Below are 24,277 nucleotides of genomic sequence, written 5' to 3'. Positions count from 1 at the left end.
ACATCGCGCACGTCACCGGGCCCGCTCGACTCCCTGGCCGCGCGGGACCGCGCCGCCGGGATGCGCGTACGAAGCCGGCGGTCACGGCGGGTGTGGGGCGTGCGTTCCGGCTCAGGCGGGTCGTTTGATGCCGACGCCCGTCCAGAGCCAGAAGCGGTCCGGGTCGGAAGGGCCGTCGTTGCGCCACTGGTCCGGCGGGACGATGCCCGGTTCCAGGATCTCGAAGCCGTCGAAGAACCGCGTGACCTCCTCGCGGGTGCGGACGGTCGCGCGCGCCTCGCGGTTGATCGCCTCCTGGAGCTCGCGGCCCTTGTCGGGATCGGCGTCACCGGTGATGTGCGAGAAGATCAGGTAGCTGCCGGGCGCCATGGCGTCCCGCAGCCGGGCCATCAGACCGTACGGGTCCTCGTCGTCCGGCACGAAATGCAGCACGCCGAGCAGCAGCAGCGCCAGCGGCTGGGTGAAGTCGATGAGCGCGGTCACCTGGGGGTGGGACAGGAGCTCCTCGGGGCGGCGCAGATCGCCTTGCACGACCGTGGTCGAGGCGTCGCTCGCCAGCAGGGCCTCGCCGTGGACGCGCACGATCGGGTCGTTGTCCACGTACACCACACGCGCCCCGGGAGCCGTGCGCTGCGCGATCTGGTGCGTGTTCTCGGCCGTGGGCAGGCCCGAGCCGATGTCGAGGAACTGCCGGATCCCCTCACCGGCCGCCAGTTCCACCGCGCGCTTGAGGAACTGGCGGTTGGAGCGGGCGCTGCGCGGCATGTCGGGTGCCACGGCCAGGGCGCGTTCGGCGACCTCGCGGTCGGCGGCGAAGTTGTCCTTCCCGCCGAGCCAGTAGTCGTACACGCGCGCCGGGTGCGCGATGTCCGTCTTCAGGTCGATTGGAGGCACCTCGTCCGTCGCCATTACCCCTCCGGCCGCTACGTTCCCGAACGCTTGCTTTCCACCGAAAAACCTGTCGGCAAACCTACACCGCGGGGGCGGCCGTCGCGGCGATCTTGGCCCTCCGTGGCCGGGGAACGCTCGCGGACGGCCGAGCCCCGCGCGCCCCTAAGGAGAGCGAAAGGGGACCTCTGGAATGGGTCATCAGTCGGCATAGCCGCGGCGCCCGCTCTGTCACCTCCCTCCCGCGGCCGACCAGGCTGGAAGGTGACGCAGCCACCGAAGCGGCCGAGGAGGGCTACTGATGCGGGCGATGGTCTATCACGGTCCCGGAGCCCCCTCCTTGGAGGAGGTGCCCAAGCCGGAGATCGTCGACGAGCGCGACGCGGTGATCCGCGTCGACGCCGTGTCGATCTGCGGTACGGAACTGCACATCCTCAAGGGGGACATGCCCGATGTGACCGACGGGCGGGTCCTGGGGCACGAGGCCGTCGGCACGGTCGAGTCGGTCGGCTCGGAGGTCCGGATGATCCAGCCGGGCACCCAGGTCCTGGTGTCCTGCATCACCTCCTGCGGGACCTGCCGGTTCTGCCGCGAGGGGCGCTACGGCCAGTGCGTCGGCGGCGGCGGCTGGATCCTCGGCCACAAGATCGACGGCACCCAGGCCGAGTACGTCCGGGTGCCGTTCGCCGACACCTCCGTCTACCCGGTGCCGGACGACATGCCCGTCGAAGACGTGCTGATGCTCTCCGACATCGTGCCGACCGGCTACGAGGTGGGGGTGCTGAACGGCGGCGTGGGCTCCGGTGACACGGTCGTCGTGATCGGCGCCGGTCCGATCGGGCTGGCGGCCGTCATGACCGCGCAGATGCTCAACCCCTCCCACATCATCGCCCTCGACCTGGCCGACGCCCGGCTGGAGACCGCCGAGCGGTTCGGCGCCGACATCACCGTCAACAACGGGCGACGGGACCCGCACGAGGTGGTCATGGAGGCGACGGAAGGTCTCGGCGCCGATGTGACGATCGAGGCGGCGGGACGCGCGGAGACGTTCGAGCTGGCGGTCTCCCTGGTGCGTCCCGGCGGTCACATCGCCAACATCGGCGTGCACGGCAAGCCCGCGACGCTGCACCTCGAGGAGCAGTGGATCCGCAACATCACGATCACCACGGGCCTGGTGGACACCTACACCATCCCCTTGCTGCTCCGCCTCATCGCGGGCAAGCGGCTGGATCCCGGCCGCTTCATCACCCACCGCTTCGACTTCGACGACTTCTCCGAGGCGTACGAGGTCTTCGCCCACCCCGCCGAAACGGGAGCGATCAAGGTCCTCGTCACCCCCTGACCGCGCGGCGGGCGCCGCCGTCAGACGTCGATCTGGGCCCCCACCACCACGGTCCGGGTCTCGGGCAGGTGGAAGTACTCGGCAGGACTGGCCGCGTTGCGCGCCAGCGCGAAGAACAGCTTCTTGCGCCACCCGCTCATGCCGGGGGCCTTGGTGACGCGCAACGAGATGTGCGACAGGAAGTACGAGGCCCCGTCGGGGTCGAGGTCGAGCTCGATGTCATGGCGCACCGCCCGGGAGGCCGCGGCCAGCCGCAGCGCCGCCGGGATGTCATGCGGCTCCTTGAAGCCGTACCGGGCGGTGAGGTGGACGATGCCGTCGGCGCGGTGGCGGAGGTTGTCGACGGTGAGGCGTTCCTCGTCCGGAACCTGCGGAACGTGCTTCGAGGCGGCCGAGAGGATGACCACGTGCTCGTGCAGGACGTGGTTGTGCTCCAGGTTGGCGCGCAGGGCCAGCGGGGTGGTGTCCTTGCCGTGGTGGAGGAACACCGCCGTGCCGGGGACCCGGAGCGCCCCGGTCCTGTGCAGGTCCTCGATGAAGTCCGAGAGCGGGCCCTCCATGGCGGTGCGGCGGGCGGTGACGATCTCGTGGCCGCGTTTCCAGGTCCGCATGACCGTGAACACCACCACCGCGACCGCCAGCGGCAGCCAGCCGCCGTGCCCGACCTTGGTCAGGTTCGCCGTGAAGAAGGTGATCTCCGCTCCGCCGATGACGACGACGGCCCCCGCCACCTTCCACACGGGCCAGCGCCACCGCAGCCGGGCCACCACCAGCAGCAGCGACGTGGTGATCAGGAAGGTGCCGGTGACGGCGACACCATAGGCCGTCGCCAGCCGCTCCGGCGAGCGGAAGCCCACCATCAACGCCAGCACGGCGACGAACAGGATCCAGTTGACGGCGGGCACGTACACCTGCCCGGCCGCCTGCTGAGAGGTGTGCCGGACGCGCAGGTAGGGCAGCAGGCCCAGCTTCAGGGCCTGGCCCGACACCGAGAACGCCCCGGTGATCACCGCCTGCGAGGCGATCACCGTCGCGGCGGTCGCCAGGATCACCATGGGCAGCCGCGCCCAGCCGGGGAACAGCAGGAAGAACGGGTTGGCCGTGTTGGCCGGGTCGCGCAGCAGCAGGGCGCCCTGCCCGAGGTAGTTCAGCGTCAGCGCGGGGAACACCACCCAGAACCAGGCGCGCCGGATCGGGCGGAGCCCGAAATGGCCCAGGTCCGCGTACAGGGCCTCGGCACCGGTGATCACCAGCACCACGGCGCCCATCGCGACGAACGCGACGTAGGGGTGCCCGGCGGCGAAGGTGAACGCGTACGTGGGCGACAGCCCGGCCAGGATGCCCGGCCGCCGCATCACCTCGGCCACTCCCCCGGCCGCCAGCGCGGCGAACCAGAGCAGCATCACCGGCCCGAACAGGTTCCCCACCCGGTGCGTGCCCCAGCGCTGTACCAGGAACAGCACGGTGAGGATCGTCACCGAGACCGGGAGGACCAGGTTCGACAGGGCGGGCGTGGACACGTTCAGGCCCTCCACCGCCGACAGCACCGAGATGGCCGGGGTGATCATGCTGTCGCCGTAGAACAGGGAGGCGCCGAGCACCCCGAGCACGACCGCCACGGTCCCGCGGCCGCGCGCCTCGTGCAGGGTCCTGCGCGCCAGGGCGGCGAGCGCCATCACCCCGCCCTCGCCCTCGTTGTCGGCGCGCAGGACGAAGAGGATGTACTTGATCGAGACCACCAGGGTGATCGACCAGAACACCATGGAGATCACGCCGTAGACGTCCTCGCCGGTGGGACGGACGGCGCCGTGCTCGATGGAGAAGACCGTCCGCAGCGCGTACAGGGGGCTGGTGCCGATGTCCCCGTACACCACCCCCAGCGCCCCGGCCGTCAGCGCCGCCCGGCCGCGCGCGGTGCCCGCCGCGCGGCCGTCGGCGCCGGAGGGCCCGCTGACCGGCGCGAATTCCGTCATGGACGACGCCTACCCGGCCAGCACGGCGGCACTCGACGGGCCGGGGGCGCGGCCCCGGTGGCCGGGTTACCCGGCCGCCGGGCCGAGGACGGAACGCGCGCCCTCCGGCGGGGCGGGGAAACCGCCGACCAGCGACTCGTAGGCGTGGGCGACGCGGAGGCAGGTCGCGTCCTGGAAGCGGCCGCCGACGATCATCAGCCCGACGGGGAGGCCGCCGGACAGGCCGGCCGGGACACTGGTGGCCGGGTGGCCGCTGACGTCGAACGGCGCGGTGTTCGGGAGCATCTCCAGGGCGCGGGCGATGGAGGTCTCCCGCGGCTCCGACGGCCCGACCAGCGGTGTCGCGACGATGGGGAGGGTCGGCATGAGGAGCACGTCGAAGGAGGCCAGCGCCTCGTCGTAGTGGCGGCGCACCTCGAAGGCCAGGTTGCGCGCCATGGCGTAATGGCGGCCGTGATGGTTGTCCAGCGAGTACCGCCCGCCCAGGGCGACCAGCTTGACGGTCTCCGACCACTGGTCGGCCACCTCGCGGCGCCGCCTGCCGTAGAAGGCCATCAGCTCCGGGTCGTACAGGCCGTCCCAGTTGTAGCCGTAGCCGTTGCCGTCGACCATCTGCACGGTGGCGCCGTCCGTCGCGATGACGTTCCAGACGTGCATCGCGTGCCGGTGCCAGGGCACGCTGATCTCCTCGACTTGCATCCCCGCCTCGCTCAGGCGGTCCGCCGCCGCGCGGACGGCCTGGTCGACGCCGGGGTCGGAGAGGCCGGGGATGCCGAAGCCCTCGCCGACCACCGCCGCCCGGAGCCCGGACACGTCCCCGGTCAGCGCGCCGAGGTAGTCCTGCGTGCGCAGGTCGGCCGGCTGGCGCGGATCCCAGCCGTCCCGTCCCGCCAGGACGCCGAGCAGCAGCGCCGCGTCCTCCACGGTGCGGCTGATCGGGCCGAGGTGGTCGAGCGTGAACTCGATCGGGAACGCCCCGGTGTACGGGACGAGGCCGTGCGTGGGCTTGTGACCGACCACGCCGCAGAACGCGCTCGGGATCCGGATCGATCCGCCCTGGTCGCCGCCCAGCGCCAGATCCACGTCCCCGGCCGCGACCAGCGCCGCGCTGCCGCTGGACGACCCGCCGGACGTCCGTTCCGGGTCCCACGGGTTGCGGACGGGCCCGGTCACGGAGGTGTGGCTGGCCCCGGAGAAGCACAGGTCCTCGCACACCGCCTTGCCGGCGATGGTCGCCCCGGCGGCCAGCAGCCGGGTGACGACGGTCGCGTCGCGGCTCGGGACGAAGCCCTCCAGCGTGCGCGAACCGTTCATCATCGGCACGCCGGCGACGGCGATGTTGTCCTTCACCGCCACCGTGCGGCCGGCCAGCGGGCCGTCCTCGGCCTCGCGGAGCTCCGTCCTGACGGTCCAGGCGCCCAGCGCGTTCTCCGCCGGCTCGCTCCAGGACCGGCCGTCCGGCGCCTGGGGCGCGGTCTCCGCGTACAGTTCCTCGACCGCGTCATGGGACGACAGCAGGCCGCCGACCAGCGGCTCGAACGAGGCCAGATCCTCCTCGCCCAGATGCATCCCGTAACCACGGGCGATCGCCGCGAGTTCGTCCTTGCCCGGGACATCGACAGCCACGTGCCACCTCCGCGCCAAGGCCCGGCGCTCCCGGCGCACTCCACCCGGCACCGGCCGTAACGCCACCGACCCCGGAATGACCGTAAATTCGCATATTGATCAGGTCAATACGTGATCGTCCCTCTGCGGGAATCACAGGCCGAGCTTGCGGTGGTCCCAGGAGACCGTGCGTTCCACGTGCAGTTTGACCGCGACGCGTTTGCGGATCATCGCCTCCACGAACGGGCGCATCTCCTCGGTGTAGGGGCCCTGGTAGCGGCTGAACACGCTCACCCCGACCTCCCACAGCCGGTCGGGATCCTCGATGATCTCGGCCCTGCCCACCAGCTCGACACCGCGCAGCCGCTCGTAGGAGTCGCCGTCCTCGACCAGCACGGTCATCCGCGGGTCGCGGCGGAGGTTGACGACCTTCTGCGACTTGGCCTTGGTCTCGAAGGCGACACAGCCGTCCAGGAACCCGTACCACATCGCGACCAGGTGGATGGACCCGTCGGGGCCGATGGTCGCGACCGACATCGTGTGCCGCCCGGCGAGGAACTCCTCGACCTCGGCGTCGGTCATCCTGATCTGGGCGCGCTGGTTGACCCCGGCGGCCCGCTGATTCGCTGCCACGCTCGTCCCCGTCCGTGGGAATTGAAACACGAATCTAATTCGACGGTAGCGGCGGCCGATCGGCCCCGGCAAGGGATCATCGCCCCGGATCGGTGTCGAAGTTGTTCCTGCGGCCCTCGCGGACGTACTCGACCGTCGACCTGATGTGCGCCTCGCCGTGAACGGACCTCTTCTTCGCGAGATGGCCGAACATCTGGATGCCGAAGCCGCCGTCGAGGTCGTCGACGACGCGCTGCTTCCAGGGACGCCGGACGATCTGCGTGGTGAGGCGGCGGACGGTGCGCGGCTGCGTCAGGATGTGGGCCGCGATCTCGCGGGCGCGCGGGATCAGCCGGTCGCGCGGGACGACCTCGTTGACCATGCCCCATTCCAGGGCCTTCTCCGCCGTGATGGCCTCGCCGGTGAGCAGGGCGTAGGCGGCGCGCTTGACGCCGAGCAGCTCCTGGAAGGCGTTGTGGATCCCGTCCGCGGGCACCGAGCCGATGTCGTAGTGCAGGTCGAAGATCGTGGCGCCCTCGGCGGCGAGCGTGAGGTCGCACATCAGCACGATCTCGGAGTGGAAGCCGGGGCCGTTCATCAGGCCGATGGTCGGGATCTCCAGGTCGTTGACGAGCGCGGAGACGTTGATCCGGCCGTCCTTATAGGCGTACTCGTACGCCCAGTACTCCAGGTCGGCGTCCTCCAGGGCGAAGCCCTCGGGGTCCGAGCCCATCATGAACTCCTCGCCGGTGCCGGTGAGGATGAGGATCTCGTTGTCCGGGTCGGCCCCGACCGTCTTGAGCATCTGGCCGAGCGCGCGGTGGTTCTGGACGCTCAACTGGACGGGCCCGCCGAGGGTGTGGGCCTCGACCAGCAGGACGCCGTCCTCGTCGCGCTCCATGCGGAAGAACTCCTTGAAGCGCTCGCTGTACTCCTCGAACCTGGGCGGGTCGACGAAGGACTGGAGTGACATCGGCCGGTCCCTTCACTGGTCGGTGCGGCGCCGGGGCCCCGGGCGCGGGTCGTGCCGCTGGACGGGCACGTCGCGCAGGTCCCCGGCGGCGTGGACGACGCGGCCGTCCACGACGGTCAGGTCGGAGGTGATCGCCGGGAGGTCGTCGGCGGCGACGGTGAAGTAGTCCGCCGACAGGACCGCGAGGTCCGCGCACGCCCCCGGAGCGAGGACCCCGCGCCGGTCCTCCTCGAAGGACAGCCAGGCGCTCCCCCTGGTGTAGGCGTCCAGCGCGGCCTCGCGGCCGAGGCGGTGCCGTTCCGCCCGGGCGGGACCGCCGTCCTGGGGACGCCCGGTGACGAACCACCGCAGGGTCCGCCACGGGTTGTACGAGGCGCTGCGGGTCCCGTCGGTGCCGGCGCCGAACGGGATGCCGAGGTCGGCGATGTCGCCCAGCGGCGGCCCGTTGCGGACGGCCTCCTCGCCCCACCGCTCCGCGGCCACCCGGGCCTTGTGCACGAGCCGGCCCTGCAACGCCAGCGCGAGCCCGAGGTCCCGGACGCGCGCCAGGTCCTTCGGCCCGATGCATTCGGCGTGGCACAGCGACCAGCGCAGATCGCGGACCGGGGTCTCGGCGTCCACCCGTTCGATCGCGTCCAGGATCCGGCCGATCGAGCTGTCCAGGATGGCGTGCACGGTCATGGGCCAGCCGCGCCGCGCCGCCTGGCGGGCCATGGCGGCGAACTCCTCGTACGCCTCGTCGGTGATCTCGAACGGGTCCATGCCCTCCCAGTCATGGCAGCCGAAGTGCATGACCTCGCCGAGGCCGAGGACGGACAGCAGGTCGTCGCCCACCGCCGGGTCGAGGAAGGACTGCCAGGCGGCGATCTCCTCGGCCTCCGACCCGGGGGTGAGCGCGCCGAGGTTGAGGCGGACGCGGATGGGCAGGTCGCCGGCGCGCCAGACCGCGCGGATCGGGTGGTATCTGTCCGGGCCCATGCCCAGTCCCCCGGCGTCGATGACGCCGGTGAGCCCGAGCGCGGCGAGGCGGGAGAAGAACGCGCGCGTCGACGCCTCGGACCGTTCCGGGCCGGGCGTGAGGGCGACGCGGTTGATGTGCTGGTAGGCGCCCAGGCCCGCGAGCCTGCCATCGGGGGTGCCGTCGTCCGAGCGATGGAGGACCCCGCCGCCAGGGTCCGCGCAGCGGCCGGTCCAGCCGAGGGTGTTCAGCGCCTCGGCGTTCAGCACGCCGTGGTCGTCGTGCCCGTACAGGGGATGGACGAAGACGGGGTGGCGGGGCGCGGCGGCGTCCAGTTCCTCCTTGGTCGGCATGCGCCTCTCGGCGAGCTGCGCGGGATGCCAGCCGCCCAGCACGGTGATCCAGGTTCCGGGCTCGCGCTCGGAGGCCGCGCGCCGCACGGTGTCCAGGGCCTCGCCGATCGAGCGGACCTCCGTCCAGTCGAGCTCGTCCAGGTAGCTCCAGCCGGCGCGGACGGCGTGGAGGTGCGAGTCGACCAGCCCCGGCACGACCCGCCGTCCCCCGACGTCGATGACGGTGGTCGTGTCACTCGCCGTGGCCGTCGTGCGGCTCTCCGGGCCGATGCCGGTGATCCGCCCGCCCGTGACGGCGATGGACGTGGGGTGGCCGTCGCCGATGGGGCAGCCGAGCCCGGTCCAGATCTTCGCGCCGGTGAGGATGAGATCAGGGGCCATGGACGACCTCCTCCGCGAGGGGGATCAGACGGGGGCGTACTCGCCCTCGTCGGGAGCGGGAACCGGTGCGGCCGGAGGCGGGTCCGCGCGGCCCGCGGCGGACCATGCCTCGTCGACGAGCGCCTGGGTGGACAGGCCGTAGCGGTCGAACAGGTAGGCGGCGGTCCGCGCGCCCTCGGCGAAGGTGTCGCGCAGCCCGACGCGGCGCAGCGGGCGCCCGAGGCCCGCCTCGGCGACGGCCTCCGCGACGGCGGAGCCGAGGCCGCCGACGATCGAGTGGTTCTCCGCCGTGACCAGGCCGCGCGCCCCGGCCGCCGCCGCGAGGACGGTACGGGTGTCCAGCGGCTTGATGACGGGGACGGCGACGACGCCCGCGGACACGCCGTGCCGGGCGAGCGCGGAGGCCGCGGCCAGCGCGGCGGCGACCATCATGCCGCAGGCGTAGATGACCACGTCGTCGCCGGGCACGAGGACCTGCGCCCGGTCGAGCGTCAGCCGGTGCCCCGCGTCGAAGATCACCGGGTTCTCGCCGCGCTTGAGCCGTACGTAGACGGGTCCCGGCACGTCCACGACGGCCTCCGGGACCTGGGCGGCCTCCACGGCGTCGGCGACATCGACGACGGTCAGGTTCGGCAGCCCGCGCATCAGCGCGAGGTCGTCGATCGCCTGGTGGCTCGGCCCGCCCGGCGTCGACACCCCCGGCATGAAGCCGACGATACGCACCGGGAGGTTCGGATAGGCGATGGCGTTGGCGATCTGGTCGTAGGGACGGCGGGTCGCGAAGACGCCGAAGGTGTGGACGAACGGGGTGTGGCCTGAACGCGCCAGGGCGGCGGCCATGCCCATCATGTTGGCCTCGGCCATCCCGGCGTGGACGAAGCGTCCGGGCAGCTCGGCCTGGAACAGATCGACCTCGCATTGCCGGGTCAGATCGCCGCTCAGGCACAGGATGTCGTCGCGGCGGCGGGCCAGGTCGAGCAGCGCCCGCCCGTAGGGCTTGAGCTCGGTCCGGTACGGCGGTTCGCGCACGCCTTCACTCACGGGTCGGCTCCAGCCGGGACGTGAGCTCGGCGACGGCGGCCTCGGCGAGCTCGGGGGGCAGCTTGAGGAAGTGGCCGTCGGCGTCACGGGGAAGGCAGTCGAGGCCGTGCCGGGTGGACGTCCGGCAGATCAGGACGCTGGGCCGGCCGGTCTCGGCGGACGCGGCCTCCAGCGCCGCCCGTACCGCGTCCACGTCGTGGCCGTCGAGGTCCTGGGCGTGCCAGCCGAAGGCCGACCACTTGCCCGCGATCGGCTCCAGCGTGGTGATGCCGCTGACCGGCCCGTCCACCTGCGAGTCGTTGGCGTCCACCAGCACGGTGAGGCGGTCGAGGCGGTGGTGGGCGGCGAACAGCGCGGCCTCCCAGACCTGCCCCTCCTCCAGCTCGCCGTCGCTGACCATCGCGTACGTCCGCGCGTCCGCGTTCTCCTTAGGCGCTCCGTTCCGGCAGCCCGATCGGGGAAGGCGGTCCGACAGCGCGAAGCCGACCGCCGCGGACAGCCCCTGCCCGAGTGAACCGCAGGTGTGGTCGAAGACGGGCGACCGTTCCGTGCCGATCGCCTCCAGCGCGGAGCCGTCCTGCCCGTAGGAGGCCGCGGTCTCCTCGTCCAGCAGGCCCAGCTCCGCCGCGGCGGCGAACGGCCCGATCACGTAATGGCCCGGCGAGCACACCAGGCGGTCGAGGCCGGGACGTGCGTGGGAGAACAGCGCGGCGACCTGCTCGGCGGACGAGAGCGCCTGGCCGAGGTAGCCGAAGCCGTGCGGCGCCACCATCTGTACCGCCCGGAGCCGGATGCGAAGGGCGAGCTCGCGCGGGTCGTCCACCGTCCAGGCCGCCTCCGGGTCGGAGACGCGAAGAGACGCGGTCATCGTCCCGCTCCCTCGAAGTGGCAAAGTGGCCTAGCCGGATTGGACAACGCCTCCGGAAGGGTGTCAAGGCCGCAGGGAGGCGATGTGCCGGAGCATCGCCTCGTGGTGGCGGTCGACGGCGCGCTTGGCGGCCTCGGGGTCGCGCGCGAGCACGGCGGTCGCGATCGGCTCGTGCAGGGCGAGGTGCTGCCGCGGATCCGACCGCGCCAGCCAGTCCGGTACCGCCTCCGTGTCGACCCAGTCCTTGTACTCGTAGGACAGCACGGCGGTGTGGATGCTCTCGTACATGGCCGCCAGGTACGGGTTGCCCGCGGCACGCACGACCGTCGCGTGGAAGACGGTGTCGGCCGCGATCCACTCCGAGACGCTGCGCGTGCCGTCCCCGAGCCGGTCGAGGGAGCGCCGGACGGCGGAGACCTCCTCCTCGTCCGGTTCGGGTGTCCTCGCCGCGGCCTCCTGGACGCCCAGCGTCTCCAGCCACAGGCGCAGTTGCAGGAGCCGGCCGACCGAGTCGCGGTCGAAGTCGAGCATCAGGTTGACCGACGTGGTGACCATCGTCTCCGGCCGCCGGATCACGTACGCGCCCGAGCCGCGGCGGATCTCGACGAGCCCCATCAGCGACAGGGCGCGCAGCGCCTGGCTGACGGTGGGACGGCTGGCGCCGAAGCGTTCGGCCAGCTCCCGTTCGGGCGGCAGCCGGGCGCCCTCGGCGATGTCCTCGCTGAGGATGAGGCTTCTGATCCGCTCGGCCAGGTCGTCGGCCAGCCGGGTCGTGGTCAGCGGCGTGATGCCGGGCAGGCTGACGGGATCGGGCCGCCGCCGGGATGTCTCGGCCACGGCCCACTTATATCCCACCTCCGGTGAAGTGGCCATGCCACCTGACCGCCCGCTCCAGGTCACCGGATCAACACACCGGTCTCTGGACGCGAGTGTGTCGTGGGGACGAGGTGGGCCGTGGAACCCTGGTGTACGTGAATTCACCACGTGGCAGGACCGGCGCCCAGCAGGTGATGGGCAGGCCCCGGGTGACGTCGCGGGCCACCATGGAGCGGCTCGCCTTCGAGCTGTTCGCCGCCAAGGGGTTCGACGAGACCACCGTGGACGAGATCGCGGCGGCCGTGGGGATCGGGCGGCGGACGTTCTTTCGCTACTTCGCGTCGAAGAACGACCTGGTGTGGGGGGACTTCGAGGAGCAGCTGCGCAGGCTGCGCCGCCTGCTGGAGGAGGCCGACCCGCACCGGCCGATCATGGACGTGGTGCGCGAGGCCGTGGTGGAGTTCAACCGGTTCGACCCCAGGGACGTGCCCTGGCACCGGCAGCGCATGCAGCTCATCCTCGGGGTGCCGACCCTTCAGGCGGACGCGACGCTGCGGTACGAGTCGTGGCGGAGGGTCATCATCGAGTTCGTGGCCGCGCGCACCGGGCTGCCGGAGTCGGCGATGGAGCCCCAGCTCGCCGGGAACGTCGTGCTCGCCGGGGCGCTCACCGCGTACCAGGTGTGGCTGGCGGGAGAGGACGAGACGGCCCTGTCGGACCTGCTGGACGAGGCGATCCGGCAGGTGGCGAGCGGGCTGACGGCCGTCCTGGAGAAGGGTTAGCCCAGGCCGCGGTCGATGGCGTGGGCGATGAGCTCCCCGATGAGAACGGCCGTGCACGCGGGTCCTCGTACCGGCGCCACCGGAAGGATCGAGGTGTCGGCGACGCGGAGCCCGGTGAGGCCGTGGACCCGTCCCCAGGCGTCGACGGCCGCGGACGGGTCGCCCGCCGGGCCCATCGGGACGGTGCCGCAGGTGTGCTGGGACGTGCCAAGGCGGGCACGGATCCACAGGTCGAGCAGGCGGTCGTCGTCCAGCGTCCTGCGGACGAGCCCCGCCGGTCCTTGGGAGACCTCGCCGAAGGCCGCCGAGTCCACCACGGCCACCGCCGCCCGCACCGCTTCCCGCATCCGGCGCCGGTCGGTCTCGGTTCCCAGGTAGCCGTAGTCGATGCGCGGCGGCGCTTCGGGGTCGGCCGACACGGTGCGCAGCCCGCCCGTCCTGCGCGGCGTCTGCACCGACACCAGGAAGGCCATGGGGGCGCCGGGAACGGCCGTCGTCCCGCCGACCAGCCCGGGGACCGGGACGAGGGACTGGAGGATCTCCACGTCCCCTTCCAGGTGAAGGGCGCCGCCGAGCCATGAGCCGCGAGGTTCGTCCATCCGCCGCCGCGGCGTCCACTCCAGGACGATCTGCGGATGATCGCTGAGCGCGGCGCCCACCGCCGGCAGGCCGTGGACGACGGGGACGCCGGCGCGTTCGAGGTCCGCGGGCGGGCCGATCCCCGAGAGATGCAGCAGGCGCGGGGTGACCAGGGAGCCCGCGCACAGCACGGTCTCCCCCGCCTCCACCACCGTCCAGTTCCCCTCGCCTCCGGCGACGACGCCCACCGCCCGGCCGCCGCGCACGACCACGGACCGCACCGGGCGGTCGCCCACCACGGTGAGGTTGGGACGAGTGGCCGCCTCGCCGAGCAGGTAGGCGATCCCGGTGTTGACGCGGCGGCCGTCCACCGTGTTGGACGGCACCGGCCCGAATCCGGGTGTCTCCTGCGCGTTCTTGTCCGGCTCCAGTGGACGGCCCAGTTCGCGCGCGGCGGCTGCGAACGCGGCGGCGGCGGGATGGTCGAGGCCGACGCGCCGTACCGGAACGGGCCCGCTGTCACCGTGCAGCGCGGACGCCCCATGGTCGAGGTCGGTCTCCAGAGCGCGCATGAAGGGCAGCGCCTTCTCGTACGACCAGAGGGGGTCGCCCGCCGCCGCGGCCCAGCGGGCGAAGTCCTCGCGCCGGGCCCGGATGAAATAGCCGCCGTTGACCGTGGTGGAGCCGCCCAGGATGCGTCCTCGGACGGCCGTGTACGGCCTGCCCGGCATCAGATGGGCGGGGAAGGCCCGCACACCCGCGTGCCCCGGCTGCGCCCCGGGGACCAGGCGGGCGTCGAGGAGCCCGGCGGGGAACCCGGACGGGTCGCGCGGCACCGGTCCCGCCTCCAGCAGCAGGACCCGGCGGCCGGGGTCCTCGCTGAGCCGGGCGGCCAGGGCCGCGCCGCTGCCGCCCGCGCCCACCACCAGGACGTCGGCGCGCCGATCGGTCATCGTCCGGGACCGCCCCTTCCTTTTGACACTCGATGCACTTAGTATCCGGGTGAACCCGCCTACCAGGCCGGCCGATCAAGGAGGAGGTCCTATGGACACCGCAACCGGCACCGCCCCCGACACCCGGGACCAGGCGGCCGACGACGCGCAGGCCGAAGAGCTCGCCCTCGCCGACTCCCTCGTCGAGGAAGTCTCGATCGACGGCATGTGCGGCGTCTACTAGACCGGCCGTGGCTCCCGTCATGTCAGGGTTCGACCTCGACCGCGCCTGGGACCTGCACCCGCAGGTCTCGGTGCGGCCCGAACCCTTCGGCGCGCTCCTCTACCACTTCGGGACCCGCAAGCTGTCGTTCCTCAAGGACCGCCGGCTGCTGGAGGTCCTGCGGTCGCTGGGGGACGCGCCCACCGCCAGGGCCGCCTGCGCGGAGGCCGGCGTCCCCGCGTCCGAGCTGGACGCCTTCGGCGCGGCGCTCGGCGCCCTGGTCAGGTCGTCCATGATCGTCGAAAGGACCCCATGACCGTCACCGCGCCGCGGGCCACCGCGCCAGGGACGCGGCTGGTCGACCTGTTCGAGTACGGGCTCGACTCGCCGATCTGCCTGACCTGGGAGCTCACCTACGCCTGCAACCTGTCCTGCGACCACTGCCTGTCCAGCTCGGGACGGCGCGACCCGCGCGAGCTGAGCACCGCCGAGGCCAAGGCCGTCATCGACGAGCTGGAGGCAATGCAGGTCTTCTACGTCAACATCGGCGGCGGGGAGCCGACCGTCCGGCCCGACTTCTGGGAGCTGCTGGACTACGCCACCGCCCACCACGTGGGCGTGAAGTTCTCCACCAACGGCGTCAAGATCACGCCGGAGGCGGCGCGGAGGCTGGCCGCCAACGACTACGTCGACGTCCAGATCTCGCTGGACGGCGCCACCGCCGAGGTCAACGACGCGCTGCGCGGCCGCGGCTCCTACGCCACCGCCCTGCGGGCCATGGCCAACCTCCGCGACGCGGGGATGAAGAACTTCAAGCTCTCGGTCGTGTGCACCCGCCACAACATCCCGCAGATGGACGCCTTCAAGGCCCTCGCCGACGAGTACGGCGCGCAGCTCCGCCTGACCCGGCTGCGCCCGTCCGGCCGGGGCGCGGACGTCTGGGACGAGCTGCACCCCACCAGCGGGCAGCAGCGCGAGCTGTACGACTGGCTGGTGGCGCACGGCGACAGGGTGCTGACCGGCGACTCCTTCTTCCACCTGTCCGCCTACGGGAAGTCGCTGCCCGGCCTCAACCTGTGCGGCGCCGGGCGGGTGGTGTGCCTGATCGACCCGATCGGCGACGTGTACGCCTGCCCCTTCGCCATCCACGAGGAGTTCCTCGCCGGGAACGTCCGGGACTCCGGCGGGTTCGCCGGGGTGTGGCGCGAGTCGGAGCTGTTCCGCAGGCTGCGTGAGCCGCAGCACGGCGGCGCGTGCACGTCCTGCGGGTTCTACGACAGCTGCAAGGGCGGCTGCATGGCCGCGAAGTTCTTCACCGGACTGCCGCTGGACGGCCCGGACCCCGAATGCGTCCAGGGCCACGGCGAGGCGCTGCTGGCCAAGCGGCCCGCGGACCGGGCCGGCATCCCCAAGCCCTCGGCCGACCACTCCCACCGCACCGCGCCCGCGCGGCGCGGCCCGGTGCCCGTCCAGCTCCTCACCCGCCGTCCCGGACCGGAACGGCCACCGGTGAGCGAGTGCGCCGAGGACCCGCTGGCCGGACTGCGCGTCCCGTGAACGACCGGATCGAGAAGAGACAGCACTGATGTTCAGGAACCCCTGGTTCGAGACCGTCGCCGAGGCGCAGCGGCGGGCCAAGAAACGGCTGCCGTGGATGGTGTACGGGGCGCTGCTCGCCGGGTCGGAGCGCGGCCGGACCATCGCCGACAACACCGGGGCGTTCGCCGAGCTCGGCTTCGCGCCCAAGGTCGCGGGCCACAAGGCGCATCGGGACCTGTCCACCACCGTGATGGGCGTCGAGACGGCCCTGCCCGTGGTCATCTCCCCCACCGGCGTGCAGGCCGTCCACCCGGAGGGGGAGGTCGCCGTGGCGCGCGCCGCGGCCAACCGGGGCGTGATCATGGGGCTGAGCTCGTTCGCCAGCAAGCCCATCGAAGAGGTCGCCGCCGCCAACCCCAACGTCTTCTTCCAGATGTACTGGAGCGGTGACCGCGACACGATGGTCCACCGCATGGAACGCGCCCGCGCGGCGGGCGCCAAGGCGCTCATCGCCACCCTGGACTGGTCGTTCTCCAACGGCCGCGACTGGGGCAGCCCGATGATCCCCGAGAGGATCGACCTCAGGACCGCGGTGAGGATGGCGCCCGGCGTCCTGCCCCACCCGGGCTGGCTGTGGCGGTTCGCCAGGACCGGCCGCATCCCCGACCTCACCACGCCCAACCTCAAGCCGCCCGGCGGCGAGGCGCCCACCTTCTTCGGCGCCTACGGCGAGTGGATGCAGACACCGCCTCCCACCTGGGAGGACGTGGCCTGGCTCCGCAAGGAATGGGGAGGGCCCTTCCTGCTCAAGGGCGTCACGAGGGTGGACGACGCCAAGAGGGCCGTCGACGCGGGGGTCACCGCCCTGTCGGTCTCCAACCACGGCGGCAACAACCTCGACACCACGCCCGCCACGATCCGGCTGCTGCCGTCCATCGCCGAGGCGGTCGGCGACCAGATCGAGGTGCTGCTGGACGGCGGGGTGCGGCGCGGCGGCGACGTGGCCAAGGCGCTCGCCCTGGGCGCGCGGGCCGTGCTCATCGGCCGCGCCTACCTGTGGGGCCTGGCCGCCAACGGGCAGGCCGGGGTGGAGAACGTGCTGGACATCATGCGCGGCGGCCTCGACTCCGCCGTGCTCGGGCTCGGGCACTCCAGCGTCCACGACCTGTCCCCGGCGGACCTGCACATCCCGCCCGGCTTCCGCGTGACGCTCGGGGACGGGACCGAGTCCGCCGGCTGACATGCCGGGCCTGGATGAGCACGACCTGGCGGGGGCCGTCTGGCCGGACGTCCTGGCGGACCCGCTGGTCCTGGTGCCGGTCGGCTCGACCGAGCAGCACGGGCCGCACCTCCCCCTGTCCACCGACACCGTGATCGCCCAGGCCGTCGCCGAGCGCGCCGCCGGGATCCTGCGCGGACGCGCCGCCGGTCAGGTGCTCGTCGCCCCGGCGATGCCGTACGGGTCCAGCGGCGAGCACGCGGGCTTCCCCGGGACGATCTCGATCGGGCACGCCGCGCTGTACGCGGTGATCGTGGAGACCGTCCGCTCGCTGGCGCTGTGGGCGGGGCGCGTCGTCCTGGTCAACGGGCACGGCGGCAACGTCCGCACGCTCGACGCCGCGGTGGGCCGGCTGCGCGCCGAAGGGCACGAGGCCGCGTGGACCGGCTGCGAGGCCCCGGGTGGCGACGCGCACGCGGGCGAGACCGAGACCTCCGTGATGCTGTACCTGGCGCCCCACCTCGTACGGCCGTTCGGCGAGGTCGAGGGGGACACCCGCCCGCTGGCGGAGATCATGCCGGACCTTGTGGCCAGGGGCGTGCGCGCGGTGTCGCCGTCGGGCGTCCTGGGCGACCCGGCCGGGTCCTCGGCCGAGCGGGGACGCGCGATCGTGGACGCCATGGCGTCGAGGGTCGCGGCGCGGATCGGCGGCGGGCGCGTGGGGGAGAACGGGCGCCTCATCGATCCGGGTGTGGCGTCGCCTGGGCCGCCCCCATGAGGGGCGGAGCCGTGAAAGGGTTCCGGGCGTGGTGAGCGAGAGGCGTCCGGCCGTGCTTCCCGTGGGCTTCCGGGTGGCGCTGGACCGGGACGCGTCGCTGTGGTCGGGCGGACGGGTCATCACCGGCGGCTCGCCGTGGAAGGTCGTGCGCCTCGGCGAGGCCGCGCTGCCGCACCTGGCGGCGCTGCGCCGCGCGGGAGCCGGCGGCCTGGCCGTGACGTCGCCCGTCGAACGCGCCCTGGCCCGGCGGCTCCTCGACCACGGCCTGGCCCATCCGGTGCCGCCGCCCCGGCCGGGACCGCACGACGTGACGGTCGTGGTGCCCGCCTTCGGACGGGCCGGCGAGCTGGACCGGACCCTGGCCGCACTGAAGGACGTCCCGGTGATCGTCGTGGACGACGGCTCGCCGGACCCGGGTCCGCTGCGCGAGACCGCCGGCGCGCACGGCGCCCGGCTGGTGCGGCTGGACCGCAACCGGGGGCCCGCCGCCGCGCGCAACGCCGGGGCGCGGCTGGCGCGGACTCCGTTCGTCGCGTTCGTGGACTCCGACTGCCGCCCCGCCGCCGGCTGGCTCGACGTGCTGATGCCGCACTTCGACGACCCGCGCGTCGGCGCCGTCGCCCCGCGGATCGTGCCCCGGTCCGGCGACCCGCGCCTGCTGGCCCGGTACGAGGCCGCGCGGTCCGCCCTGGACATGGGACGGCGGCCCGCGCTGGTCAGGCCGGGCGGCAGGCTCGGCTTCGTCCCCACCGCGACCCTGGTCGTGCGGGTGGCGGCGCTGGAGGAGGCGGCCGCCTTCGACGAGGCGCTGCGGCTGGGCGAGGACGTCGACTTCGTGTGGCGGCTCGGCGACCTCGGCTGGAACGTGCGCTACGAGCCCGCCGCCCAGGTCGCCCACACGCCACGGCTGCGCCCGGTGGAGTGGGCACGCCGCCGCCACGAGTACGGCACATCCGCGGCCGATCTGGCGCTGCGCCACCCGGGCCGGCTCGCACCGGCGCGTCCGTCCGCGTGGAACCTCGCCGTGCTCGGGCTGCTCGCGCGGGGGAACCCCGGCTCGGCCGCGGTGTGCCAGGGTGTCGCCTCGGCGCTGCTGGCCAGGAGGCTGTCATCCCTGCCCACTGACTGGAGCCTGGCCGCGGCCGTCGTCGCCAAGGGCGTCGTGGCCGATGGCGCGGCGATCGGGCATGCGCTGCGCCGCGAGTGGTGGCCTGTGGGGCTGCTCGCGATGGGCGCTTGCGGGCGCAGCCGGTTGGCGCGCGGCGCCGTGCTGGCCATGCTCGCGCCCATCGCCCTGGAATGGGTGCGGGAACGGCCGGACGTCGATCCCGTCCGGTACACGCTGCTGCGGCTCGCGGAGGACGCCGCGTACGGATCGGGGGTGACGGCGGCAGCGGCCCGTGCGCGTACCGCCGCTCCCCTGCGTCCCGAGGTCCGCTTGCCCGACGGGCTGGACCGGTGGGTGCGCCGCCTGAGGCGGCCCGGCGGCTGAGGGCTCAGCGGTTGAGGGCCCCGAGGTCGACGCGCATCTGCGAACCGGTGATGTACTTGGCCTCGTCGGAGGCCAGGAAGGCGACCATGTTGGCGATGTCCTCCGGCTCGACCATCTCGTACGGCAGGCCGCCCATGTAGATGGGGCCGTAGGCGGGCTCCACGTCCAGCAGGTCCTGGATCGAGGTGTCGGTCATGCCCGTCCGCACGCCGTGCGGGTGGATGCTGTTGACCCGGATGTCGTGCGGGGCCAGCTCGTTGGCCAGCACCTTGGCCAGGCCGGTCACGCCGTGCTTGGAACTGGCGTAGTGGGCCAGCAGCGGCAGTCCCTTCAGACCCGCCACCGAGCTGGTGATGATGACGGACCCGCCCTGGCCCTGCTCGATCAGCGTCGGCACGGTGGCCTTGACGGTCTTCCACACCCCGGTGAGGTTGACGTCGATCACGTCCTGCCACTGCCGTTCGGTGATCTCCCAGGTGCGGCCGTAGTTGACGATGCCCGCGTTGGCCACCACGATGTCGAGCCGCCCGAGCTCGGCGACGCCGTCGCGGACGGCCGCCTCCAGCCCGCCCAGGTCGCGGACGTCGGCCTTGCGCGCCAGGACGCGCCGTCCCTGCTCCTTCACCAGCTTGGCCGTCTCGTCCAGGTCGGACTGCGTGGCCGGCGGGTAGAGGACGTCCGGGCCGGCCGACTCGGCGAGGTCGACGGCGATGATGTCCGCGCCCTCGGCCGCCAGCCGTACGGCCTCCGCGCGGCCCTGCCCGCGCGCCGCGCCGGTGATGAAAGCGACCTTGCCCGTCAAGCGTCCCATGGCTGTCCTCCGTGACTTCCCCCACGCCGGCCCTTGTCAGCCACCACAGCATGGCACTCGGTGCCATAAAGAACAAGGGAGGAAAGGGATCGTGGCTAGCCCGCCGGGTCGACGCGAACGTCGGTCTTTGCCACGCCGGGCGCCAGGAACCCGAGGAGCCCGCGCCCCTCCTCCTCCAGCTCCGCCAGGGCCGCGCCGGGCAGCGGCTCGAAGGGCGTCAGGACGAGCGTGGCCGAGGTCTTCCGGATCGCGGCCTTCCACGTGCCGCGCACGAAGCCGTCCCACAGGAAGGAGGCGGGGACCCGCAGGTTCTTGGTCACCAGGCGCGGCCGGTGCTCCTCGGACACGATCCGGCCGCGGTCCGCGTACGCCAGCACCAGGCTGTCGAACTCGGGCAGGAACCGGGCGGGCGCCTCGACCTCCGCCTCCGGGCGGGGCGCGTCCGGGAGGTCGAACAGTTCCCTCCCGTTCTCGTCCCGGAAGACCCGCAACCGCGGGCGCAGCTCCTCGAAGACCGGCCTCAGGCTCTTCAGCCCCGACCAGGTCTGCATGTCGGCGACGCCGGCCGGCCCGTAGGACGCCAGGTAGCGCAGGACCATGGGGGCGGGTGACTCGTCCGGCGCGATGGGCTCGCCCAGCCACAGCTCCGCGAGCGTGAAGTCCGCGTTCGCCGGGAAGGCCCACGGGTCGCCGGTCGGCACCATCACGAGCGGCAGTTGCATCCGCACCGCGTAACCCAGCGCGCGCTCGTTGACCTCCGGGAACCGCTCCCGCAGCCCCTCGCGGATCGTCCCGAAGTCCGCGGGGCCCTTCTCCAGGATCGCCCGCGCGGCGGCCAGCAGCTCGCCCTGCTCCGGCAGCGGCCCGCCGAGCCGCTTGGCGATCGACGCGGCGGACGCGGTCAGCACCGGCTGCACCGGCGCCCGGAAGGCGAGATAGTCGGCCGCGCTCAGCAGGTGCAGCGTGCCCCGCACATGCGTGGCGCGGACGACCTCACGCCCGTGCAGGGCCTGGCGCAGCAGGTCGGCGGAGAAGCCCGCGACACGGCTCCACAGGCCGACGTACGGGGGTTTGGCCTCCTGCGCCTGCATCACCAGCAGCCGCTCCACGGCCGCGGTCGCCGTCATCTCCTGGCGGGCCAGGAGCATCTGCCGTGCCAGCGCCGCCCGGTTGAGCCGCGACCTGGTGAGAACCTCGTCCACGCGACGTGACCCTACCCCGCCCGGTCCCGGCGGCGGCTGCCGGGCGGACGCGCCCCGGCCGGCAGGGCGACCCGGAGGTCGAGGACGACGAGCGTGTACGCCCGCCCGGTCAGGACGGGTGCTCGCCGAGCGCGCCGGCGAGTTCGGCGCGGGAGGCGACCCCCAGCTTCGGGAACACCCGGTACAGGTGCGACTCGATCGTGCGGTGGGAGAGATAGAGGCGTTGCGCGATCTCCCGGTTGGAGAGGCCCTGCGCGGCCATCCGGACGATCTGGAGTTCCTGCTGCGTGAGCTCGACCGGCGAGTGGCGTGCGCGCCGCCGGCTCCGCTCGCCCGTCGCGCGCAGTTCGCGGCGGGCACGCTCGGCCCACGGGCCCGTCCCCAGGGCGTCGAAGGCGTCGCGTGCGGCACGGAGGGGGGCGCGTGACTCGATCAGCCGCCGCCGGCGCCGCAGCCACTCGCCCTGGGTGAGCAGGAGCCGCGCCCGCGTCAACACCGGGGCCTGCCCGCCTTCGCCGAGCGCCCGCCGGAAGGCGCGCTCCGCCGCCCCGCCGTCGCCGGTGGCGGCGAGCTGCGCCTTGGCGAAGAGCGACTGGGCGTGGGCCCATGACGCCGGCGCCTGAGGGACGTCCCGCTCCAGTTCGGTGAGCCGCGCCAGCGCCTCGTCGCGGTGACCGCTGCGCGCCGCGGCCTCGGCGAAGTCACCGATCGCGTGGCGGCGGGCCGGGGCGTGAGCGGCCGGGTCACCGGGCTCGAAGATGCGGCGCAGTTGCTCGTAGGCCGCGGCGTGGCGTGCCTCGGCCAGTTCCAGCCGTCCGCGCGTGTGCTGGACGAGGGCCAGCAGCGCCGTCGCGCCGGCCGGAAGCGCCACCCGCTCGGCCTCGGCCGTCAGCCTCTCGACACCCGCCCGGTCGCCGCGCAGCGCGGCCAGCCCCGCTCCGGCGACCCGTCCCGCGGCCTGCCACAGGGGCCGCCCGGTCCCGCTCGCCTCGTCCGAGGCGGACGCCGCGACACCGAAGTCCCCTACCTCCAGCGCCGCCCACGCCTGCATCGGGAGGACGTGCGCCAGCATGCGCACCCGCCCCTGCTCGCGCAGCCTGCGGGCGGCCGCGGACAGCAGCGGAAGCGCCTGGTCGAACGCTCCCACCACGAACGCGGCGATGGCCCGCGAGTACAGCGCGGTGGGGTCCTCCCCCGGCACGGCCTGGTGCAGCCCGCCCAGGACGGACGGCGCCCGCTCGATCGGTGCCGCGAGCGCCTGGACGCACAGCAGCCGGTCGTCTCCGCAGGCGACGCCGAGCGCGTCCGCGGCGCGCAGCACCGCACGGCCCTCGTCCCGGAGGTCGCCCCAATAGCAACGCGCGGCGGCGGCCATGAGAAGGTGCAACGCGAGGTCACGATCTCCAGCGCGGGCCGCGTCCACCAGGGCTCGCACCCGCCCGGTGTCGCGCAGCGGCAGGTCGTCCTCGATCCACATCCGGTAGGCGTGCCCCTCCGGGCCGAGTTCCAGATTCTCGGTCTCGCGCAGGAGCCGGAGCACCGTCCTGCCGCGTCCCCGGTCGTTCGCCGCCGCCGCCGCGTCCAGCAGCAGGCGCCCCCGGCGGGCGGGGTCGCGTGCCAGCGCGGCCGCCCGCTCGAAGGCCGCCTCGGCGGTGCCGATCGCCCCGCGCCGGAGCGCCCGGCGCCCCGCCTCGGCCAGTTCGGCGGCGACCGCCTCGTCCGGCCCGACCGCGGCCTCCGCCAGGTGCCACACGCGCCGGTCGGGGTCGTCCTCCAGCGCCTCGGCCAGCGCCCGGTGGGCCGCGTGCCGCTCGGCCAGGCTCGCCGCCTGGCGGATGGCCGCCCTGTACAGCGGATGGCGGAACCGGACCGTACGGTCGTCGGTCTCGATCAGCTCGGCCCGCACCGCCGGGGCCAGATGCTCGACACCGCGCGGCGCCCCGTCGACGATCCCGGCCGCGGCGAGCGCCGGGGCCAGCGGGCAGTCCTCCTCCAGCGCCGCCACGCGCAGCACGGTACGGGTCGGGGCGGGCAGCTCGGCGGCCCGCGCGCCGAACGCCCGCTGAAGCCGCGGGGTCAGCGGCAGGCGGGCGGGCGGCGTCTCCTCCTCGCCGGGGCCCGCGGGGTCGAGGGCCCTCGGGAGTTCCAGCAGTGCCAGCGGATTGCCGTCCGCCTCGTCCAGAACGCGTTCGCGGACGCCCGGCGGCAGGTCCGGGAACCTCGACGTGAGCAGCCGCCGCGCCGCCTCGCGCGTGAGCCCGCCGAGCCGGACCTCCATCGGCCCCGCCTCCCGCAGCGGGCTCTCGTACCCGTCGCGGAGGGCGGCGATGAGCACGATCGCCTCGGGGCCGAGCCGCCGTCCCGCGAACGCCAGCGCGTCGGCGGCCGGCCGGTCCAGCCATTGCGCGTCCTCGACGGTCAGCAGCAGCGGCTCGCGGGCGGCCTCGGCGCCGAGCAGCCCGAGTGTGCCTAACCCGATGAGGAACGGGGCGGGGGTCGTGACGGTCTCCGCCATGCCGAACGCCGTCCGCAGGGCGTCACGCTGCGGCGCGGGCAGGTCGTCCACCCGGTCGAGCAACGGCCGCAGGAGGCGGTGCAGCCCGGCGAACGCCAGCCCGCTCTCGGCCCGCACCCCCGCCGTGGTCAGCACGCGCACGCCGCGCTCGGCGGCCCGCCGCCGAGCCTCCGCCAGAAGCGCGGACTTGCCGATCCCCGCCGGACCCCTCAGGAGGATCGCCGCGCCACGGGTGTAGATTCCGTCCAGCGCACGGATGATCGTCTCCGCGGACATGCCCCCAGCATGGCCGACATGGCGGTGGCGGCCCGTCCCGCCGGACGGGCGTTGCCGAATCCTTGGATCGCACCTAGGCGAGCGGAGCGCGTGCCATTAAGGTCAAGAGCACCCGAGAT

The 24,277-nt window shown here is 73.4% G+C and carries 21 protein-coding genes; 8 read left to right on the top strand and 13 right to left on the bottom strand.

Features of this window, described 5'->3' with window-relative positions; translation table 11 throughout:
- Positions 1 to 111: 111 nt before the first annotated feature.
- Positions 112 to 909: an SAM-dependent methyltransferase gene (locus ACGWYJ_RS11685; protein WP_395105914.1), complete on the bottom strand. Its 798-nt coding sequence runs from the start codon at positions 907 to 909 to the stop codon at positions 112 to 114.
- 280 nt (positions 910 to 1,189) lie between these two features.
- Here ACGWYJ_RS11685 and ACGWYJ_RS11680 point away from each other — a divergent pair, with 280 nt between their 5' ends.
- Positions 1,190 to 2,230 carry a zinc-dependent alcohol dehydrogenase family protein gene (locus ACGWYJ_RS11680; RefSeq protein ID WP_395105913.1) on the top strand — a complete coding sequence of 347 codons (1,041 nt, stop codon included), beginning with the start codon at positions 1,190 to 1,192 and terminating at the stop codon, positions 2,228 to 2,230.
- A gap of 20 nt (positions 2,231 to 2,250) precedes the next feature.
- Here the strand turns inward: ACGWYJ_RS11680 and ACGWYJ_RS11675 are convergent, their stop codons facing one another.
- The 8 genes from ACGWYJ_RS11675 to ACGWYJ_RS11640 all read right to left on the bottom strand — a co-directional run bounded on the left by ACGWYJ_RS11675 (position 2,251) and on the right by ACGWYJ_RS11640 (position 11,831).
- Positions 2,251 to 4,203, bottom strand: a complete 1,953-nt coding sequence (locus ACGWYJ_RS11675; RefSeq protein ID WP_395105912.1) for a potassium transporter Kup — start codon at positions 4,201 to 4,203, stop codon at positions 2,251 to 2,253.
- Positions 4,204 to 4,269: 66 nt separating this feature from the next.
- Positions 4,270 to 5,829: an amidase gene (locus tag ACGWYJ_RS11670; protein WP_395105911.1), complete on the bottom strand. Its 1,560-nt coding sequence runs from the start codon at positions 5,827 to 5,829 to the stop codon at positions 4,270 to 4,272.
- A gap of 132 nt (positions 5,830 to 5,961) precedes the next feature.
- A complete protein-coding gene (locus ACGWYJ_RS11665; RefSeq protein WP_395105910.1) occupies positions 5,962 to 6,441 on the bottom strand; it encodes a PPOX class F420-dependent oxidoreductase in 480 nt (159 codons plus the stop codon).
- Between the two features lie 76 nt (positions 6,442 to 6,517).
- Positions 6,518 to 7,393, bottom strand: a complete 876-nt coding sequence (locus tag ACGWYJ_RS11660; RefSeq protein ID WP_395105909.1) for an enoyl-CoA hydratase/isomerase family protein — start codon at positions 7,391 to 7,393, stop codon at positions 6,518 to 6,520.
- Positions 7,394 to 7,405: 12 nt separating this feature from the next.
- Complete coding sequence (locus ACGWYJ_RS11655) at positions 7,406 to 9,085, bottom strand: amidohydrolase (protein ID WP_395105908.1); 1,680 nt, start codon at positions 9,083 to 9,085, stop codon at positions 7,406 to 7,408.
- A gap of 24 nt (positions 9,086 to 9,109) precedes the next feature.
- Positions 9,110 to 10,126 carry a transketolase family protein gene (locus ACGWYJ_RS11650; RefSeq protein WP_395105907.1) on the bottom strand — a complete coding sequence of 339 codons (1,017 nt, stop codon included), beginning with the start codon at positions 10,124 to 10,126 and terminating at the stop codon, positions 9,110 to 9,112.
- Positions 10,119 to 10,994 (bottom strand): transketolase, encoded by an 876-nt coding sequence (locus tag ACGWYJ_RS11645; protein WP_395105906.1) that lies wholly within the window; start codon positions 10,992 to 10,994, stop codon positions 10,119 to 10,121. Before ACGWYJ_RS11645 ends, ACGWYJ_RS11650 begins: the two co-directional genes overlap by 8 nt.
- A 63-nt stretch (positions 10,995 to 11,057) precedes the next feature.
- On the bottom strand, positions 11,058 to 11,831 hold the full coding sequence (locus ACGWYJ_RS11640; protein WP_395105905.1) for a FadR/GntR family transcriptional regulator: 774 nt from the start codon (positions 11,829 to 11,831) through the stop codon (positions 11,058 to 11,060).
- Between the two features lie 134 nt (positions 11,832 to 11,965).
- On the opposite strand from ACGWYJ_RS11640, the gene mftR reads away from it, so the two are divergent.
- Positions 11,966 to 12,592 carry a mycofactocin system transcriptional regulator gene (gene mftR / locus ACGWYJ_RS11635; RefSeq protein ID WP_395105904.1) on the top strand — a complete coding sequence of 209 codons (627 nt, stop codon included), beginning with the start codon at positions 11,966 to 11,968 and terminating at the stop codon, positions 12,590 to 12,592.
- Here mftR and mftG read toward each other — a convergent pair.
- Positions 12,589 to 14,124, bottom strand: a complete 1,536-nt coding sequence (gene mftG, locus ACGWYJ_RS11630) for a mycofactocin system GMC family oxidoreductase MftG (protein WP_395105903.1) — start codon at positions 14,122 to 14,124, stop codon at positions 12,589 to 12,591. The genes mftR and mftG overlap by 4 nt on opposite strands.
- A gap of 91 nt (positions 14,125 to 14,215) precedes the next feature.
- Between mftG and mftA the strand changes: the two genes are divergently transcribed.
- The 6 genes from mftA to mftF are packed head-to-tail and all read left to right on the top strand — an operon-like array spanning position 14,216 to position 19,354.
- Positions 14,216 to 14,347, top strand: coding sequence for a mycofactocin precursor MftA (gene mftA, locus ACGWYJ_RS11625; RefSeq protein WP_395105902.1), 132 nt, complete (start codon positions 14,216 to 14,218; stop codon positions 14,345 to 14,347).
- Between the two features lie 7 nt (positions 14,348 to 14,354).
- On the top strand, positions 14,355 to 14,642 hold the full coding sequence (gene mftB, locus ACGWYJ_RS11620; RefSeq protein WP_395105901.1) for a mycofactocin biosynthesis chaperone MftB: 288 nt from the start codon (positions 14,355 to 14,357) through the stop codon (positions 14,640 to 14,642).
- On the top strand, positions 14,639 to 15,883 hold the full coding sequence (gene mftC / locus ACGWYJ_RS11615; RefSeq protein ID WP_395105900.1) for a mycofactocin radical SAM maturase: 1,245 nt from the start codon (positions 14,639 to 14,641) through the stop codon (positions 15,881 to 15,883). Before mftB ends, mftC begins: the two co-directional genes overlap by 4 nt.
- Before the next feature lie 28 nt (positions 15,884 to 15,911).
- A complete protein-coding gene (mftD, locus tag ACGWYJ_RS11610) occupies positions 15,912 to 17,105 on the top strand; it encodes a pre-mycofactocin synthase MftD (RefSeq protein ID WP_395105899.1) in 1,194 nt (397 codons plus the stop codon).
- A 1-nt stretch (position 17,106) separates the two neighbouring features.
- A complete protein-coding gene (gene mftE / locus ACGWYJ_RS11605) occupies positions 17,107 to 17,862 on the top strand; it encodes a mycofactocin biosynthesis peptidyl-dipeptidase MftE (RefSeq protein WP_395105898.1) in 756 nt (251 codons plus the stop codon).
- A gap of 31 nt (positions 17,863 to 17,893) precedes the next feature.
- Positions 17,894 to 19,354 carry a mycofactocin biosynthesis glycosyltransferase MftF gene (mftF, locus tag ACGWYJ_RS11600; RefSeq protein WP_395105897.1) on the top strand — a complete coding sequence of 487 codons (1,461 nt, stop codon included), beginning with the start codon at positions 17,894 to 17,896 and terminating at the stop codon, positions 19,352 to 19,354.
- A 4-nt stretch (positions 19,355 to 19,358) separates the two neighbouring features.
- On the opposite strand, the gene ACGWYJ_RS11595 is transcribed toward mftF, so the two are convergent.
- The 3 genes from ACGWYJ_RS11595 to ACGWYJ_RS11585 all read right to left on the bottom strand — a co-directional run bounded on the left by ACGWYJ_RS11595 (position 19,359) and on the right by ACGWYJ_RS11585 (position 24,158).
- Positions 19,359 to 20,165: a mycofactocin-coupled SDR family oxidoreductase gene (locus ACGWYJ_RS11595; RefSeq protein WP_395105896.1), complete on the bottom strand. Its 807-nt coding sequence runs from the start codon at positions 20,163 to 20,165 to the stop codon at positions 19,359 to 19,361.
- A 95-nt stretch (positions 20,166 to 20,260) separates the two neighbouring features.
- A complete protein-coding gene (locus tag ACGWYJ_RS11590) occupies positions 20,261 to 21,367 on the bottom strand; it encodes a winged helix DNA-binding domain-containing protein (RefSeq protein ID WP_395105895.1) in 1,107 nt (368 codons plus the stop codon).
- Between the two features lie 109 nt (positions 21,368 to 21,476).
- Positions 21,477 to 24,158: an ATP-binding protein gene (locus tag ACGWYJ_RS11585; RefSeq protein ID WP_395105894.1), complete on the bottom strand. Its 2,682-nt coding sequence runs from the start codon at positions 24,156 to 24,158 to the stop codon at positions 21,477 to 21,479.
- Positions 24,159 to 24,277: the final 119 nt, after the last annotated feature.

This window comes from Actinomadura sp. SCN-SB (genome assembly GCF_043906805.1).
Taxonomy (GTDB): domain Bacteria; phylum Actinomycetota; class Actinomycetes; order Streptosporangiales; family Streptosporangiaceae; genus Spirillospora.
This window is presented reverse-complemented; position numbering and strand designations above follow the sequence as displayed.

What these genes read in the sequence shown, in the direction of transcription:
- ACGWYJ_RS11675 (WP_395105912.1), bottom strand. Translation starts at nt 4,203, where the DNA reads ATGACGGAATTCGCGCCGGTCAGCGGGCCCTCCGGCGCCGACGGCCGC.
- ACGWYJ_RS11595 (WP_395105896.1), bottom strand. Translation starts at nt 20,165, where the DNA reads ATGGGACGCTTGACGGGCAAGGTCGCTTTCATCACCGGCGCGGCGCGC.
- mftD (WP_395105899.1), top strand. Translation starts at nt 15,912, where the DNA reads ATGTTCAGGAACCCCTGGTTCGAGACCGTCGCCGAGGCGCAGCGGCGG.
- mftC (WP_395105900.1), top strand. Translation starts at nt 14,639, where the DNA reads ATGACCGTCACCGCGCCGCGGGCCACCGCGCCAGGGACGCGGCTGGTC.
- ACGWYJ_RS11685 (WP_395105914.1), bottom strand. Translation starts at nt 909, where the DNA reads ATGGCGACGGACGAGGTGCCTCCAATCGACCTGAAGACGGACATCGCG.
- ACGWYJ_RS11680 (WP_395105913.1), top strand. Translation starts at nt 1,190, where the DNA reads ATGCGGGCGATGGTCTATCACGGTCCCGGAGCCCCCTCCTTGGAGGAG.
- ACGWYJ_RS11655 (WP_395105908.1), bottom strand. Translation starts at nt 9,085, where the DNA reads ATGGCCCCTGATCTCATCCTCACCGGCGCGAAGATCTGGACCGGGCTC.
- mftE (WP_395105898.1), top strand. Translation starts at nt 17,107, where the DNA reads ATGCCGGGCCTGGATGAGCACGACCTGGCGGGGGCCGTCTGGCCGGAC.
- mftA (WP_395105902.1), top strand. Translation starts at nt 14,216, where the DNA reads ATGGACACCGCAACCGGCACCGCCCCCGACACCCGGGACCAGGCGGCC.
- ACGWYJ_RS11585 (WP_395105894.1), bottom strand. Translation starts at nt 24,158, where the DNA reads ATGTCCGCGGAGACGATCATCCGTGCGCTGGACGGAATCTACACCCGT.
- mftG (WP_395105903.1), bottom strand. Translation starts at nt 14,124, where the DNA reads ATGACCGATCGGCGCGCCGACGTCCTGGTGGTGGGCGCGGGCGGCAGC.
- ACGWYJ_RS11660 (WP_395105909.1), bottom strand. Translation starts at nt 7,393, where the DNA reads ATGTCACTCCAGTCCTTCGTCGACCCGCCCAGGTTCGAGGAGTACAGC.
- ACGWYJ_RS11645 (WP_395105906.1), bottom strand. Translation starts at nt 10,994, where the DNA reads ATGACCGCGTCTCTTCGCGTCTCCGACCCGGAGGCGGCCTGGACGGTG.